14 protein-coding genes are annotated in these 15,925 nt (G+C 61.1%); all 14 read left to right on the forward strand.

All coding sequences use genetic code 11. From position 1 onward, the window contains the following. The first annotated feature begins 22 nt into the window (after window positions 1–22). The 14 genes from sdhA to trpB all read left to right on the forward strand — a co-directional run bounded on the left by sdhA (window position 23) and on the right by trpB (window position 15,925). On the forward strand, window positions 23–1,813 hold the full coding sequence (gene sdhA / locus AC097A_RS02545; protein ID WP_479619623.1) for a succinate dehydrogenase flavoprotein subunit: 1,791 nt from the start codon (window positions 23–25) through the stop codon (window positions 1,811–1,813). Window positions 1,814–1,824: 11 nt separating this feature from the next. Then, entirely contained in the window at window positions 1,825–2,529 is a 705-nt protein-coding gene (locus AC097A_RS02550) for a succinate dehydrogenase iron-sulfur subunit (RefSeq protein WP_105259880.1), read from the forward strand. A 21-nt stretch (window positions 2,530–2,550) separates the two neighbouring features. Then, a complete protein-coding gene (locus AC097A_RS02555) occupies window positions 2,551–2,829 on the forward strand; it encodes an FAD assembly factor SdhE (RefSeq protein ID WP_105259881.1) in 279 nt (92 codons plus the stop codon). 10 nt (window positions 2,830–2,839) lie between these two features. Continuing rightward, a complete protein-coding gene (gltA, locus tag AC097A_RS02560) occupies window positions 2,840–4,150 on the forward strand; it encodes a citrate synthase (RefSeq protein ID WP_315493892.1) in 1,311 nt (436 codons plus the stop codon). A 239-nt stretch (window positions 4,151–4,389) separates the two neighbouring features. Next, window positions 4,390–5,322 (forward strand): LysR family transcriptional regulator, encoded by a 933-nt coding sequence (locus tag AC097A_RS02565; RefSeq protein ID WP_479619624.1) that lies wholly within the window; start codon window positions 4,390–4,392, stop codon window positions 5,320–5,322. Between the two features lie 26 nt (window positions 5,323–5,348). Beyond that, a complete protein-coding gene (gene leuC / locus AC097A_RS02570) occupies window positions 5,349–6,797 on the forward strand; it encodes a 3-isopropylmalate dehydratase large subunit (RefSeq protein WP_479619625.1) in 1,449 nt (482 codons plus the stop codon). A gap of 26 nt (window positions 6,798–6,823) precedes the next feature. Beyond that, window positions 6,824–6,952, forward strand: coding sequence for an entericidin A/B family lipoprotein (locus AC097A_RS02575; protein ID WP_105259885.1), 129 nt, complete (start codon window positions 6,824–6,826; stop codon window positions 6,950–6,952). Further along, window positions 6,949–7,599 carry a 3-isopropylmalate dehydratase small subunit gene (gene leuD, locus AC097A_RS02580; RefSeq protein ID WP_315473384.1) on the forward strand — a complete coding sequence of 217 codons (651 nt, stop codon included), beginning with the start codon at window positions 6,949–6,951 and terminating at the stop codon, window positions 7,597–7,599. The genes AC097A_RS02575 and leuD overlap by 4 nt, the downstream gene beginning before the upstream one ends. Window positions 7,600–7,679: 80 nt before the next feature. Beyond that, complete coding sequence (gene leuB / locus AC097A_RS02585; protein ID WP_479619626.1) at window positions 7,680–8,750, forward strand: 3-isopropylmalate dehydrogenase; 1,071 nt, start codon at window positions 7,680–7,682, stop codon at window positions 8,748–8,750. 311 nt (window positions 8,751–9,061) lie between these two features. Beyond that, entirely contained in the window at window positions 9,062–10,192 is a 1,131-nt protein-coding gene (asd, locus tag AC097A_RS02590) for an aspartate-semialdehyde dehydrogenase (RefSeq protein ID WP_479619627.1), read from the forward strand. A gap of 272 nt (window positions 10,193–10,464) precedes the next feature. Next, on the forward strand, window positions 10,465–12,990 hold the full coding sequence (locus tag AC097A_RS02595; protein ID WP_479619628.1) for a motility hub landmark protein FimV: 2,526 nt from the start codon (window positions 10,465–10,467) through the stop codon (window positions 12,988–12,990). A 40-nt stretch (window positions 12,991–13,030) separates the two neighbouring features. Continuing rightward, entirely contained in the window at window positions 13,031–13,813 is a 783-nt protein-coding gene (gene truA / locus AC097A_RS02600) for a tRNA pseudouridine(38-40) synthase TruA (protein WP_315493897.1), read from the forward strand. Beyond that, on the forward strand, window positions 13,810–14,589 hold the full coding sequence (locus AC097A_RS02605; RefSeq protein WP_479619629.1) for a phosphoribosylanthranilate isomerase: 780 nt from the start codon (window positions 13,810–13,812) through the stop codon (window positions 14,587–14,589). Before truA ends, AC097A_RS02605 begins: the two co-directional genes overlap by 4 nt. Before the next feature lie 76 nt (window positions 14,590–14,665). Then, entirely contained in the window at window positions 14,666–15,925 is a 1,260-nt protein-coding gene (trpB, locus tag AC097A_RS02610) for a tryptophan synthase subunit beta (RefSeq protein ID WP_479619630.1), read from the forward strand.

The raw sequence follows: 15,925 nt of genomic DNA on the forward strand, positions 1-15,925 counted from the left end.
CCTCATACCAGGCAATCCATTCATGTCTTACTCCGTATCCAAACGCAAATTTGACGTTGTCATCGTCGGCGCCGGTGGCTCCGGCATGCGCGCGTCCCTCCAGCTGGCACGCGCCGGTCTGAACGTCGCCGTCCTATCCAAAGTGTTCCCCACCCGTTCGCACACCGTGGCTGCCCAAGGCGGCATCGGTGCCTCGCTGGGCAACATGAACGACGACAACTGGCACTACCACTTCTACGATACCGTCAAGGGATCCGACTGGCTCGGCGACCAGGACGCCATCGAATTCATGTGCCGCGAAGCGCCCAAGGTCGTCTACGACCTGGAACACATGGGCATGCCGTTTGACCGCAACCCTGACGGCACGATTTACCAACGCCCGTTTGGCGGCCACACCGCCAACTACGGTGAAAAGGCTGTCGAACGCGCCTGCGCGGCAGCCGACCGTACCGGCCACGCCATGCTGCACACGCTGTACCAGCAAAACGTAGCCGCCAAGACCAGCTTCTTTGTGGAGTGGATGGCGCTCGATCTGATCCGTGACGCCGAAGGCGATGTGGTCGGTGTGACTGCACTCGAAATGGAAACTGGCGACATCCACATTCTGGAAGCCAAGACCACGCTACTGGCTACTGGCGGTGCAGGCCGCATCTTTGCCGCCTCCACCAACGCCTTCATCAACACCGGCGACGGCCTGGGCATGGCGGCGCGTGCTGGCATCCCACTGGAAGACATGGAGTTCTGGCAGTTCCACCCCACCGGTGTGGCCGGTGCTGGCGTGCTGCTGACCGAAGGCTGCCGTGGCGAAGGCGCGATTTTGCTGAACAGCAATGGCGAACGCTTCATGGAGCGTTATGCGCCCACCTTGAAAGACTTGGCCCCGCGCGACTTCGTGTCCCGCTCCATGGACCAGGAAATCAAGGAAGGCCGTGGCTGCGGTCCGAACAAGGACTACGTGCTCTTGAAGCTGGACCACTTGGGTGCCGACACCATCCACAAACGCCTGCCTTCGGTGTACGAAATCGGCGTGAACTTCGCCAACGTGGACATCACCAAAGAACCCATTCCCGTGGTGCCCACCATCCATTACCAAATGGGCGGCATCCCCACCAACGTGAACGGCCAGGTGGTCGTGCAAAACGGTGATGTGCACAACCAGGTCGTCAACGGCCTGTACGCCGTGGGCGAATGTTCTTGCGTGTCGGTGCACGGCGCCAACCGCCTGGGCACCAACTCGCTGCTGGACTTGCTGGTGTTCGGCCGCGCAGCCGGCAACCACATCGTCAACTACATCAAGACCAGCAAGTCGCACAAAGACTTGCCCAAGGATGCTGCCGACCGCACGCTGGCCCGCGTTTCCCGCCTGGACAACGCCACCAGCGGCGAGTACGCCCAGGACGTGGCCAACGACATGCGCGCTTCCATGCAGCAACACGCCGGTGTGTTCCGCACGCAGAAGAGCATGGACGAAGGTGTGACCAAAATCGCCGCCCTGCGCGACCGTGTCAACGCGATCAACCTCAAGGACAAGTCCAAGGTGTTCAACACTGCGCGCATCGAAGCACTGGAAGTCGAGAACCTGATCGAAGCCGCCCAGGCCACCATCGTGTCCGCCGCAGCGCGCCACGAGAGCCGCGGCGCCCACACCGTGGATGACTACGCGGATACGCCCGAGCACCCGAACGGCCGCAACGACCAAGACTGGCACAAGCACACGCTGTGGTACAGCGAAGGCAACCGCCTCTCTTACAAGCCTGTCCAGATGAAACCTTTGACGGTTGACTCTGTGCCACTCAAAGTCCGGACCTTCTGAGAGATATTGATATGACCAAACGCACTTTCTCCATCTACCGCTACGATCCGGACAAGGACGCCAAGCCTTACATGCAAGACATCGAGGTGGAACTCGATGGCCACGAACGCATGCTGCTAGACGCCCTGATGAAGCTCAAGGCCGTGGACCCCACCATCTCCTTCCGCCGCTCCTGCCGCGAAGGCGTGTGTGGCTCGGACGCCATGAACATCAACGGCAAAAACGGTCTGGCCTGCCTGACCAACATGCTGACCCTGCCCGGCAAGATTGTCTTGAAGCCCCTGCCCGGCCTGCCCGTCGTTCGCGATCTGATCGTCGACATGACCGACTTCTTCAAGCAGTACAACTCGGTCAAGCCTTACCTGATCAACGACACCGTGCCGCCCGAAAAAGAGCGTCTGCAGTCCCCCGAAGAGCGCGAAGAGCTCAACGGCCTGTACGAATGCATCTTGTGCGCCAGCTGCTCCACCTCCTGCCCCAGCTTCTGGTGGAACCCCGACAAGTTCGTGGGCCCCGCAGGTTTGCTGCAGGCCTACCGCTTCATTGCGGACAGCCGCGACCAAGCCACCGGTGAACGCCTGGACAACCTGGAAGACCCCTACCGCCTGTTCCGCTGCCACACCATCATGAACTGCGTGGACGTCTGCCCCAAGGGCTTGAACCCCACCAAGGCGATTGGCAAGATCAAGGAAATGATGGTCCTGCGGACCGTCTGACCTTTACCCGGTAAACCGCACGTGACAGAAGCACTGATTGACGAACGGGCCCTGAGCAAGCTGCAGTGGCGTTGCCGCCGCGGTCTGCTGGAAAACGACCTCTTCATTGAGCGCTTCTTCCAACGGTTCAGCCCCTCTTTGACGGTCCGCCAGGGCGATGCCTTGGCAGCCCTGATGGACCTGAGCGACAACGACTTGCTGGACGTGCAACTGGCACGCAAGTCGCTGGCCCAGGTGGATGCGCAGCTGGACCGCGCGGACGTGCACGAAGTTTTGAAAATGTTGAGAGAACCTCTCTGAAAGGCGAAAGATGAAACTAGCTGACAACAAAGCCACCCTGTCGTTCAGTAACGGCAGCCCCAGCGTCGACCTGCCCGTGTACCAGGGCAATGTGGGTCCCGATGTCGTGGACATCCGCAAGCTGTACGCGCAGACGGGCATGTTCACCTACGACCCGGGCTTTTTGTCGACGGCTTCCTGCCAGTCGGCCATCACCTACATCGATGGCGACAAGGGTGAGTTGTTGTACCGCGGCTACCCCATCGAACAGCTGGCCACCAACTGCGACTTCCTGGAAACCTGCCACCTGCTGCTGTACGGCAACCTGCCCGACGCCGCTGGCAAGGCCGACTTCACCAAACGCGTGACCAACCACACCATGGTCAACGAGCAAATGCAGTTCTTCCTGCGTGGCTTCCGCCGCGATGCGCACCCCATGGCCATCATGACCGGCCTAGTTGGCGCCATGTCAGCCTTCTACCATGACAGCACCGACATCAACAATCCGGAACACCGCGAAATCTCGGCCATCCGCCTGATTGCCAAGATGCCCACGCTGGTGGCCATGGCCTACAAGTACAGCGCTGGCCAACCCTTCATGTACCCCAAGAACGACCTGAGCTACGCGGGCAACTTCTTGCACATGATGTTTGCCACCCCCTGCGAAGAGTACAAGGTCAACCCCGTGATCGAACGTGCGCTGGACCGCATTTTCATCCTGCACGCCGACCACGAACAAAACGCCTCCACCTCCACCGTACGCCTGTGCGGTTCGTCCGGCACCAACCCGTTTGCGGCCATTGCAGCCGGCGTGGCGTGCCTGTGGGGCCCGTCGCACGGCGGCGCCAACGAAGCCTGCCTGAACATGCTGGAAGACATCCAGCGCATGGGTGGCATCAGCAAGGTCGGCGAATTCATGAACCAGGTCAAGGACAAGAGCTCCGGCGTCAAGCTGATGGGCTTTGGCCACCGCGTGTACAAGAACTACGACCCCCGCGCCAAACTCATGCAAGAGACTTGCAAGGAAGTGCTGACCGCCCTGGGCCTGGAAAACGACCCGCTGTTCAAGCTGGCTATGGCCCTGGAGAAGATTGCCCTGGAAGACGACTACTTTGTCCAGCGCAAGCTCTACCCCAACGTGGACTTCTACTCCGGCATCGTGCAACGTGCTATCGGCATCCCCGTGAGCCTGTTCACCGCCATCTTCGCGCTGGCCCGCACCGTGGGCTGGATTGCCCAGCTGAACGAAATGATTGGTGACCCCGAGTACAAAATCGGCCGTCCCCGCCAGTTGTTCACTGGCTCTGTCAAACGTGACGTGACGCCTATCGGCCAACGCTGATCGCCGGCAGCCCTGCTCGCTGCCAAAGACCCAAAGCCCCGCCGCCAGCAATGGCCGCGGGGCTTTTTTATATGAAAAAGACCTCTAGCCCCGGTGGAATATGCGCCAGCAGCTACTCTTTTCATAGCACCTTGGGTCATAACCACTGCCGACACAAGACATCGCCAACCACGATGCCTAAACTGCGATTTAGGTAGGAAAATAGCGAAGGCAATCGCAAATGGCGATGGCATACCTCCATGAAATCCGCCCCTCCCAACCTCACCCGTCGCCTTGACTTGGCCTCGCTCCAGCTCTTTGTGGCCGTCTGCGAGTTGGGCAGCATCGGCAAGGCCGCGGAGCGGGAGTTCATTGCGCCATCCGCACTGAGCAAGCGCCTGAGCGATCTGGAAGCGACCTTGGGGACCGCACTGCTACACCGCCATTCCCGCGGCGTGCACCTCACCCCCGCCGGGCAAAACCTGCTGCACCACGCACGCAGCGTGTTGTTCAGCCTGGAACGTATGCAGTCCGAACTCAGCGAATATGCCGACGGCGTGCGCGGCCAGGTGCGCATGCATGCCAGCATTTCGGCCACCGTGCAGTTTTTGCCCGAAGACCTGGGCGCCTTTATCCGCGCGCACCAGGGCATCAAGATTGACCTGGAAGAACACCTGAGCAGCGAAGTGATCCGCGCGGTGCAAGAAGGAGCCGCGGATCTGGGCGTCTGCAACACGGCCGATGGTGTGGGCGAACTGCAAACCCGGCCCTACCGGCAAGACCAACTGGTGCTCGTCGTCCCCGTGGGCCACGCACTGGCCGACCAGGGCACGGTGGCCTTTGAAGACACGCTGGCGTTTGACCACGTCGGACTGCACTCCAACAGTTCCATCTACGTGGCCATGCGCCAGGCCGCTGCCGCGCTGGGGCAAAGTATCCGCTTGCGCATCCAGGTCACCGGGTTGGACGCCATGGGCCGCATGATCCACAACGGCCTGGGCATTGGTGTGATGCCCCTGCGCGCCTTCACCCTGATGCACAGCACGGGCGAGCTCAGCGCCATCACCCTGTGCGACCCCTGGGCCACCCGCCAGATCGAGCTGGTCGCCCGCGACTTCTCTACCCTGCCGCGCACCGCGCGGCTGTTGGTGGACCACCTCACCGCTATGGCCCCACAGGGAGCCAAGGCCTAAAATTGAATTTCAAAAGGAAGACATCCATGGCACGCACGCTTTACGACAAACTCTGGGACGACCACGTCGTCCACACCGAAGAGGACGGCACGTCCATCCTCTACATCGACCGCCACCTGGTCCACGAAGTGACCAGCCCCCAGGCCTTTGAAGGTCTGCGCGTGGCGGGCCGCAAGGTCTGGCGCGTCAGTTCCATCGTGGCCACCGCCGACCACAACACCCCCACGACCGGCTGGGAGTTGGGTTATGACGGCATCACCGACCCGACCAGCAAAGAGCAGGTGACCACGCTGGACGCGAACATCAAGGAATTCGGCTCTGCAGCCTTCTTCCCCTTCCTGTCCAAACGCCAGGGCATCGTCCACGTCATCGGGCCCGAGAACGGCGCTACTCTGCCCGGTATGACGGTCGTCTGTGGCGACTCGCACACCTCCACTCACGGCGCGTTTGGCGCGCTGGCCCACGGCATTGGCACCAGCGAGGTGGAGCACGTGATGGCCACGCAAACGCTGCTGGCCAAGAAGGCCAAGAACATGCTGGTGAGGGTAGAAGGTACCGTCGCCCAGGGCATTACCGCCAAGGACATCGTGCTGGCCATCATCGGCAAGATCGGCACCGCAGGCGGGACCGGTTACACCATTGAATTTGGCGGCGCAGCCATCCGTGCACTATCCATGGAAGGCCGCATGACGGTCTGCAACATGGCCATCGAAGCGGGCGCACGCGCCGGCTTGGTGGCCGTGGACGAGAAGACGATTGACTACGTCAAGGGCCGCCCCCTGGCCCCTGGCGCCAACGCCGCCAGCCCTGAAGCTGCAGCCGTCGAATGGGACCAGGCTGTGGCGTTCTGGAAAACACTGCACTCCGATGCAGGCGCACATTTCGACACCGTGGTGGAACTGGACGCCAGCCAAATCGTGCCGCAAGTGACCTGGGGCACCTCGCCCGAGATGGTGCTGGGCATTGATGCCCGCGTGCCTGACCCTGACAAGGAAAAAGACAGCAACAAACGCGGCGCCATTGAGCGCGCACTCACCTACATGGGCCTGGAGCCCGGCAAGGCGCTGGACGATCTGTTTGTCGACAAGGTGTTCATCGGTTCCTGCACCAACAGCCGCATCGAGGACATGCGCGAAGCGGCCACCGTGGTGAAGAAGCTGGGCCAAAAAGTGGCCAAGAACATCAAGCTGGCCATGGTAGTGCCCGGCTCCGGCCTGGTGAAAGAGCAAGCCGAGCGTGAAGGCCTGCACGAGATCTTCAAGGCCGCGGGCTTTGAATGGCGTGAACCTGGCTGCTCCATGTGCCTAGCCATGAATGCCGACCGGCTGGAGCCTGGCGAACGTTGCGCCTCCACCAGCAACCGCAACTTCGAAGGCCGCCAGGGTGCCGGTGGACGTACCCACCTCGTCAGCCCCGCGATGGCCGCCGCTGCCGCCATCCATGGCCATTTTGTTGATATCCGCAAGTTCTCCTGAACCTGCTCCACCAAGGACACACCACCATGAAAACCATTGTTTACGCTGTGTGCGCATCTGCCCTGTTGTTGCTGACCGCCTGCAACACCGTCAAAGGCGTGGGCCAGGACATCCAGAAGGCCGGCGAAAAAATCGAAGGCGCTGCCAAAAAATGAACAAATTCACCATCCACAAGGGACTGGTCGCCCCCATGGACCGCGAGAACGTGGACACGGACGCCATCATCCCCAAGCAATTCCTCAAGTCCATCCGTAAAACCGGCTTTGGCCAGAACCTGTTTGACGAGTGGCGCTACCTGGATGCGGGCTTTCCCGGCCAGGACCCCGCCAGCCGCAAGCCCAACCCGGACTTCGTGCTGAACCAGCCGCGTTATGCGGGCGCAAGCATCCTGCTGGCGCGCAAGAACTTCGGCTGCGGTTCGTCGCGCGAACATGCGCCCTGGGCGCTGGACCAGTATGGCTTTCGCGCCATCATTGCGCCCAGCTACGCCGACATCTTCTTCAACAACAGCTTCAAGAACGGCATGCTGCCTATCGTGCTGACAGAAGCCCAGGTGGACCAGCTGTTCAACGAGGCGCTCGCGTTCCCTGGTTACCAGCTCACCATCGATCTGGAGCGTCAGGTCATCGTGAAACCCCAGGGCGAAGAGATTCCTTTCGACGTGCAAGCCTTCCGCAAGTACTGCCTGCTCAACGGCTTTGACGACATTGGCCTGACCCTGCGCCACGCCGACAAGATCAAGGCCTTTGAGGCCCAACGTTTAGCACAAAAACCATGGTTAGCCCGCACGATGACTGCGTAAACAGCTACTAAAACTATAGCAACTCAGGTAGGGTATGGCGCATGGCACCAACCTGCCCCCACCAAATTTAAAGTCTGAATATGAAAATCGCAGTATTGCCAGGTGACGGCATTGGCACCGAAATCGTCGCGGAAGCCGTCAAGGTTCTGAACGCGCTGGCCCTCCCCCTGGAAATGGAAACCGCCCTGGTCGGCGGCGTGGCCTATGACGCGCATGGCCACCCCCTGCCCGAGGCCACGTTGAAGCTCGCCAAAGAAGCGGACGCCGTGCTGTTCGGCGCCGTGGGCGACTGGAAATACGACAAGCTGGAACGCCAGTTCCGCCCCGAGCAGGCCATCCTGGGCCTGCGCAAGAGCCTGGGCCTGTTCGCCAACTTCCGCCCCGCCATTTGTTACAAGCAACTGGTGGACGCATCCAGCCTCAAGCCCGAGCTGATTGCGGGCCTGGACATCCTCATCATCCGCGAGCTGACCGGCGATATCTACTTCGGCCAGCCGCGCGGCCGCCGCATTGCCACCGATGGCCACTTCCCCGGTGCCGAAGAAGCGTTTGACACCATGCGCTACAGCCGCCCCGAGATCGAACGCATCGCCCACGTGGCCTTCCAGGCCGCCCAGAAGCGCAGCAAGCGCGTGACCAGCGTGGACAAGAACAACGTGCTGGAAACCTCGCAGCTGTGGAAAGACGTGATGGTCGAAGTCGGCCAGCAGTACCCCGACGTGGAGCTGGACCACATGCTGGTGGACAACGCGGCCATGCAACTGGTCAAGGCGCCCAAGAAGTTTGACGTGCTGGTCACCGGCAATATGTTTGGCGACATCCTCTCGGACGAAGCCTCCATGCTGACCGGCTCCATCGGCATGCTGCCATCGGCCAGCCTCAACAGCAGCAACCAGGGACTGTACGAGCCCAGTCACGGCAGTGCGCCTGACATTGCGGGCAAAGGCATTGCCAACCCGCTGGCCACCATCCTGAGTGCGGCCATGATGCTGCGCTTCAGCCTGAACCAGGAAGCCGCTGCGTTGCGTATCGAAGCCGCAGTAAAGAAGGTGCTGGAGCAAGGTTTCCGCACCGCCGACATCTACAGCGAAGGCACCATCCGCGCGAGCACCAAGGAGATGGGCGACGCCGTGGTGAAAGCATTGGCGTAACGACCCTCCGCAGGGCGACACACGGCGTTGTTGCCCTGCCACGTCAAAACCAATTCAGTCCGCGCGGGGCAAAAAATTCCTGTTTTGGGCTACAATAAAGCCATGTTTGCCGCCCGCCTCCTCTCCCTGAGCATTGCTTCTGCCGCCTTGGCAAGCAAGGCCGCGCGCGCAACCATCACCAAAACCACGACCATTAAGGGCTGACCCAGCCTGGTTCGTCGTGCGCCCACCCGGCCAGACGAGCCGGGCAAACAGTCCATAAACAGCCGTGTAAGAGCATCGTTTGTTTAACTATTTGAAAAGGCGTTGATATGAGCAAGTTGGTAGGTTTGGTTGGCTGGCGCGGCATGGTCGGCTCGGTATTGATGGACCGCATGGCGCAGGAAAAGGATTTCGACCTGATCGAACCCCTCTTTTTCTCCACCAGCAATTCCGGCGGTAAAGCCCCGGCCTGGGCCAAGAACGAAACCACGCTGCAAGACGCCTTCAACATTGACGCGCTCAAGCGCTGCGACATCATCATCACCGCCCAAGGTGGCGACTACACCACCGAAGTGTTCCCCAAGCTGCGCGCAGCAGGTTGGAACGGCCACTGGATCGACGCCGCCTCCACACTGCGCATGGACAAAGACGCCGTCATCATCCTGGATCCGGTCAACCTCCCCGTCATCCAGGACGCGCTCGCCAAGGGTGGCAAAAACTGGGTGGGCGGCAACTGCACCGTCAGTTGCATGCTGATGGGTGTGGGCGCACTCTACAAGGCCGGTTTGGTCGAGTGGATGAGTACCCAGACCTACCAAGCAGCCTCGGGCGGCGGCGCCCAGCACATGCGTGAGCTGCTGACCCAGTACGGCACCCTGAACGCTGAAGTGAAGGCCCTGCTGGACGACCCCAAGAGCGCGATTCTGGAAATCGACCGCAAGGTGATCGCAAAGCAACGCGCCCTGACTAGTGCTGAAACCGCAAACTTTGGCGTCCCCCTGGGCGGCTCGTTGATCCCGTGGATCGACAAAGACCTGGGCAACGGCATGTCCAAGGAAGAGTGGAAAGGCATGGCCGAAACCAACAAAATTCTGGGCATGGGCGAAGGCTTTGGCTCTAGCGCCATCCCCGTGGACGGATTCTGCGTGCGTGTGGGCGCCATGCGTTGCCACAGCCAGGCGCTGACCTTCAAACTGAAGAAGGACGTGCCTCTGGCCGACCTGGAGGCCATGATCGCGGCCGACAACGAATGGGTCAAAGTGGTACCCAACACCCGCGAAGCCACCATCCAGGACCTGACACCGGTGGCCGTGACCGGCACCATGACCATCCCCGTGGGCCGTATCCGCAAGCTCGCCATGGGTCCGGAATATGTGGGCGCCTTCACGATCGGCGACCAGTTGCTGTGGGGCGCCGCAGAGCCTTTGCGCCGCATGCTGCGCATTCTCCTGGGCGCGTAACACGCCGTTACAGCTCGTTGTCGACAGGCAACACAAACTTCAGCAGCGGATAGCGAAGGCACCCGGCTTTTAAAGTTAAAACGTTTCTTAGCTTGTCAGGCTAATACATTGATGCTATTGTACTTTTTACGTTTTGAGAGTCGGGCTTGTTCGCCTGAAAACTGATAAGTTAATTGCCGCTCGACCGAGCACCGGAGGCTAATAAATTGATTGCTAAGTCACATCGTTGGCAGAAGACCGCCCTGGCGGCTGCAGCCCTTGCGCTACTAGGCTTGTCGGGAACCGGGGCTTACGCGCTTTCGCTCGGTCGGCTCACGGTCCAGTCAGCGCTTGGCGAGCCTTTGCGTGCGGAAATCGACATCCCTGAAATCACCGCCGAAGAGGCTGCATCGCTCAAGGCGGGTGTGGCGCTGCCAGACGCGTTTGTTGCAGCAGGGCTGGAATACAGCCCCGCCATGTCCAGCCTGCAGGCCACCTTGCAGCGCCGTGCGGATGGCCGTGCTTACCTGCGCTTGAGCAGCGATCGCACGATCAATGACCCCTTTGTGGACTTGATCCTGGAGGCTACTTGGGCCCAAGGCCGCATCGTTCGCGACTACACCCTGCTGTTTGATCCCCCTGCGCTGCGCAAAACCCCAGCGGCGCCCACCCTAGCGCAGGTGCCGACGGCTCCCGTGGTCACTACATTGCCATCCCGCACCGCTGCGGCAACGCCGACGGCTTCAGCCACAGAACCCTCTGCCCGCACCACAAGTCCTGCAAAAACGGCAGCACCAAAGGCCACTGCGCCAGCCACGCGGCCAGCCACGGAGTCCAGTGGCCAGCAGTTGACTGTGAACAAAGGGGATACCGCCAGCAAGATTGCAAACAGCATCAAGCCTGCAGACGTCTCCCTGGACCAGATGTTGGTGGCCATGTTGCGCAGCAACCCCGATGCATTTGTCAATGACAACCTGAACCGCATTCGTGCCGGGGCCGTCCTCAACGTCCCCACCCCGGAACTGGCACAAAGCGTTTCACCCGCCGAAGCCTCAAAACTGGTGGTAGCGCAGAGTAAAGACTTCAATGACTTCCGTCGCAATTTGGCAGCCAATGCACCTGTTGCAGCTGTAGCGGCAGCGGACCGCAAAGCCAGTGGCACGGTCGAAGCAAAGGTGGAAGACAAAAAACCCACCAGCCCCACGCCCGACAAGCTCACGCTGTCCAAAGGTTCTGTGCAGAGCAAGGCAGACGAGGCCAAGATTGCCAAAGAGCGTGAAGCCAAAGACGCGGCAGCTCGCGCGGCAGAAATTTCCAAAAACATCACTGAGCTGAGCAAAATTGGAACGGCAGCAGCACCCGTGGCTGGCAGCTCGGCCCCAGCGGCAGCCGCACCAAGCACCCCGGCAGTGGCCGTAGCGGGGCTTCCTGCCCCTGCAGCATCTGCACCCACACCCGTTGCGGCGGCGTCAGCACCGATTGAGGCGGTGGCCCCACTGGCTGCGGCATCAGAGCCACAGGTCGCAGCCTCTGCACCGGTCAAGCCCAAGGTCGCAGTACCGGTACCCGTGTCGGAAGAACCAGCCTTGCTCGACGAGCTGCTGGCAGACCCTCTGGTTCCCGCCGGTGCCGCTGGTTTGATTGCGCTGCTGGGCGGCTATGCGGTTTACCGTATTCGCCAACGCAAGAAAAACTCTGCACAGGTTGACAGCGCTTTCCTGGAAAGCCGTTTGCAGCCCGACTCATTTTTTGGCGCCAGCGGCGGGCAGCGCGTAGACACCAACCAGAATGGTCCGTCCAGTGCGTCGTCCATGGTGTACTCCGCCAGCCAACTGGATGCCGCAGATGATGTGGATCCCGTGGCAGAGGCCGATGTCTACTTGGCCTATGGCCGCGACTTGCAGGCCGAAGAAATTCTCAAGGAAGCCGTTCGAACCAATCCGGGACGCCTGGCCATCCACACCAAGCTGCTGGAAATCTTCAGCAAACGCCGTGATACCCGCAGCTTTGAAAGCACGGCGGCACAGGCCTACAAATTAACCGGTGCGACCAGCCCAGACTGGACCCGCATTTGTGAAATGGGCTTGGCCATTGACCCAACCAATCCCCTGTACCAGCCCGGTGGGGCCCCTGCATCCGCAGGGGGTGCGCCAGCACCCACCAGCAACTCCAGCTTCGGCAATAACACGGTGCCCCAGTCAGCCCATGCAGAATTGGGCTCCGCTGGCGCAGCCGGCATGGACCTTGATTTGGACCTTGATTTTTCGCTGGACGACGAACCCGCGGCCAGTGCGATCAGCGATGTAACGGGTGGCACGATGGCCCCCGCTGCCGACCGGACTGTCAAGATGGCGGCACAGCCGCAAGACAACTCTTTGGACATGGACTTTGACCTGCCCGACGTGCAGCCCTTGGCAAAAACAGCACCTGAGCCAGTCGCATCCATGCCTGAGATTTCCTTGTCGATGGACGACCTGGAAACCCCCATGCAGGACGACGAGCCACAGGCCCTCAAGTTTGAAGCCACAGGCCCCTTGCCTGTCGCACCACAAGCCATGCCGTCGCAAACCGCCGACACTGGTCTGATGGAGTTCGACTTGGGCTCTCTCTCACTGGACCTGGAATCCCCTGCCGACGGCCCTACTCAGGCTCCCGACAGCATGAACGAAGACCCCTTGGAAACCAAACTGGCCCTGGCCGAGGAATTCATCTCCATCGGAGACGAAGACGGTGCCCGTGCGCTGATCGAAGAAGTGGTGTCCGAGGCCAGCGGCGACATGCGCGCCAAAGCCCAACGCGCCCTGGCCAAACTGAGCTAAGCCCCTCACGGGGCTTGGCACATCGCAGGATCCAGAGCTTGTGCGCATTGCGTTAGGCGTTAGCTACAACGGTGGGGCCTACCAGGGCTGGCAAAGCCAGCGCTCTGGCCTCACTATCCAAGACAAACTAGAAACCGCGCTGGGCAAGTTCACTGCCCAGCGCGTTTCTACCTTGTGCGCGGGCCGCACTGATGCGGGCGTGCACGGCCTCATGCAGGTGGTGCACTTTGACACCGAACTGGACCGCGACACTTACTCGTGGGTGCGTGGTACCAACGCCAACTTGCCGCGCGACATTGCCGTGCAGTGGGCGATCAAAACCCCCGATGAATTCCATTGCCGCGCCTGCGCGACATCGCGCCGCTATGCCTATGTGTTGCTCGAATCAACCATCCGCCCCAGCGTGGAGTTTGGCCGCGTAGGCTGGACCTTTGGCGCCCTGGACCACGACGCGATGCGCCAGGCGGCTGACATTTTGCTGGGCGAACACGACTTCACCTCCTTCCGCGCCTCGCAATGCCAGGCACTGAGCCCGGTGAAAAACCTGCTGGAGATCAGCCTGCACAAGCGTGGAGCTTACTGGCGCATCGAATTCGAAGCCAATGCGTTTTTGCACCACATGATCCGCAACATCATGGGTTGCCTGGTGCAAATTGGCCAGGGCAAGAAGCCGCCTGAATGGATGGCCGAGGTGCTGGCTGCACGCGACCGCAACGCTGCAGCACCCACCTTCTCCCCGGACGGCCTGTATTTCCTGGGCCCGCGCTACGACGCCAAGTGGGGCATACCCGACCGCACGCCTGCGTATGATGCGTTGCCATGACATTTACCCCCACGCTTGTGACTCCGTCTGCTGCGCTGCCCCCCGAGGGGGCGCAATCCGCCTTGGGGCGGCCCGGCGGCGGATTCACCACGTTTAATAGAACCCGCATCAAGATTTGCGGCCTGACCCGCGAGCAAGATGTCGATGCGGCAGTGGCGGCAGGTGCAGACGCCATTGGTTTTGTGCTGTACCCGAAGAGCCCACGCGCTGTGACGCCGCAGCGCGCAGCCGAACTGGCCAAGCGTTTGCCACCTTTCATCACCCCCGTACTGCTGTTCGTCAACGCATCTGCTATAGAAATAGGAGCTGCTTGCGCAATGATTGCGGGGGCTACAGCCCAATTTCATGGCGATGAAAGCCCGCAAGACTGCCTGGATGCGACTGGCCACGGTGCCCGCCCCTACCTGCGTGCAGCCCGCATTCCGCTGGGGGATGACGCGCAGGCGTTTGACCTCGTAAAATATGCCCACGATTATTCGAACGCCCAAGCCATCCTGCTAGACGCCCATGTGGACGGCTACGGTGGTGGTGGCAAAACATTCAATTGGTCACTTCTTCCTCCAAGCGTCAACGCTCACCTCGTCTTGAGTGGTGGACTCACCAGTGCAAACGTGGGCGATGGCATCACGTCGGTACGGCCGCGCTGTAAAACGCTGGCCGTGGACGTGAGCTCCGGCGTGGAAGCCGTCGACGCTCAGGGCAAGCCCCTCAAGGGCATCAAAGACCCCGAAAAAATCCGCCAGTTTGTGGCCGCCGTGCGCGCTGCAGACCGATAAACCTCCCTCACTTGCGCGGCAGCGCCCCAAACGCCACACCGGTGGTGGCAGACGCTGTCCTGAATGGATACACACCATGTACGACTACCAACAACCCGATGCCAAAGGCCACTTTGGCAAATACGGTGGCAGCTTTGTCTCAGAAACGCTGACCCACGCCATCAATGAACTGAAAGACGCTTACGCCAAGTACCAGCACGACCCGGCCTTCCTGGCCGAGTTCCAGTCCGAGCTGGCCCACTACGTAGGCCGCCCCTCCCCGGTCTACCACGCAGACCGCATGAGCCGTGAAATGGGCGGCGCGCAAATCTTTCTGAAACGCGAAGACCTGAACCACACCGGCGCGCACAAGGTCAACAACACCATCGGCCAGGCCATGCTCGCCAAACGCATGGGCAAGCCGCGCGTGATTGCCGAAACCGGTGCAGGCCAGCACGGTGTGGCCACCGCCACCATCTGCGCGCGCTACGGCCTGGAATGTGTGGTCTACATGGGCAGCGAAGACGTGAAGCGCCAAAGCCCCAACGTCTACCGCATGAAGTTACTGGGTGCGACCGTAGTGCCCGTGACCAGCGGCAGCAAGACGCTGAAAGATGCGCTGAACGAAGCCATGCGCGACTGGGTCGCGAACGTGGACAACACCTTCTACATCATCGGCACCGTGGCCGGCCCCCACCCTTACCCGATGATGGTGCGCGACTTCCAAAGTGTCATCGGCAACGAATGCCTGGTGCAAATGCCCGAGATGCTGGCCGCCGCGGGTTGCAAGACCGAGCAGCCCGACGCGGTGATTGCCTGCGTGGGCGGTGGATCGAATGCCATGGGCATCTTCTTCCCCTACATTCCGTTCGAGAACACGCGCCTGATCGGCGTCGAAGCCGCCGGCGAAGGCCTGGACAGTGGTAAACACAGCGCCAGTATCCAGCGCGGCAGCCCGGGCGTTTTGCACGGCAACCGCACCTATGTGCTGCAGGACGACAACGGCCAGGTGACTGAGACGCACAGCATCAGCGCCGGCTTGGACTACCCTGGCGTAGGCCCGGAACACGCCTTCCTGGGTGATATCGGCCGTGCGGAGTACGTGGGCATCACCGACAAGGAGGCGCTGGACGCTTTCCATTACCTGTGCCGCACCGAGGGCATCATCCCTGCGCTCGAATCCAGCCACGCCGTGGCCTATGGCATGAAGCTGGCCAAGACCATGCGCCCGAATCAATCAATTCTGATCAACCTGTCAGGCCGGGGCGACAAGGACATTGGTACCGTGGCCGACCTGTCGGGTGACGACGTGTACGACCGCCCGTCGATGCGCGGCCACGTGGTGAAGGGAGCATGA

This window comes from Rhodoferax sp. XS2R6 (assembly GCF_056521365.1).

Coding starts and splice junctions, on each gene's coding strand:
- sdhA (WP_479619623.1), top strand. CDS start 23: ATGTCTTACTCCGTATCCAAACGCAAATTTGACGTTGTCATCGTCGGC.
- AC097A_RS02550 (WP_105259880.1), top strand. CDS start 1,825: ATGACCAAACGCACTTTCTCCATCTACCGCTACGATCCGGACAAGGAC.
- gltA (WP_315493892.1), top strand. CDS start 2,840: ATGAAACTAGCTGACAACAAAGCCACCCTGTCGTTCAGTAACGGCAGC.
- AC097A_RS02565 (WP_479619624.1), top strand. CDS start 4,390: ATGAAATCCGCCCCTCCCAACCTCACCCGTCGCCTTGACTTGGCCTCG.
- leuC (WP_479619625.1), top strand. CDS start 5,349: ATGGCACGCACGCTTTACGACAAACTCTGGGACGACCACGTCGTCCAC.
- AC097A_RS02575 (WP_105259885.1), top strand. CDS start 6,824: ATGAAAACCATTGTTTACGCTGTGTGCGCATCTGCCCTGTTGTTGCTG.
- leuD (WP_315473384.1), top strand. CDS start 6,949: ATGAACAAATTCACCATCCACAAGGGACTGGTCGCCCCCATGGACCGC.
- leuB (WP_479619626.1), top strand. CDS start 7,680: ATGAAAATCGCAGTATTGCCAGGTGACGGCATTGGCACCGAAATCGTC.
- asd (WP_479619627.1), top strand. CDS start 9,062: ATGAGCAAGTTGGTAGGTTTGGTTGGCTGGCGCGGCATGGTCGGCTCG.
- AC097A_RS02605 (WP_479619629.1), top strand. CDS start 13,810: ATGACATTTACCCCCACGCTTGTGACTCCGTCTGCTGCGCTGCCCCCC.
- trpB (WP_479619630.1), top strand. CDS start 14,666: ATGTACGACTACCAACAACCCGATGCCAAAGGCCACTTTGGCAAATAC.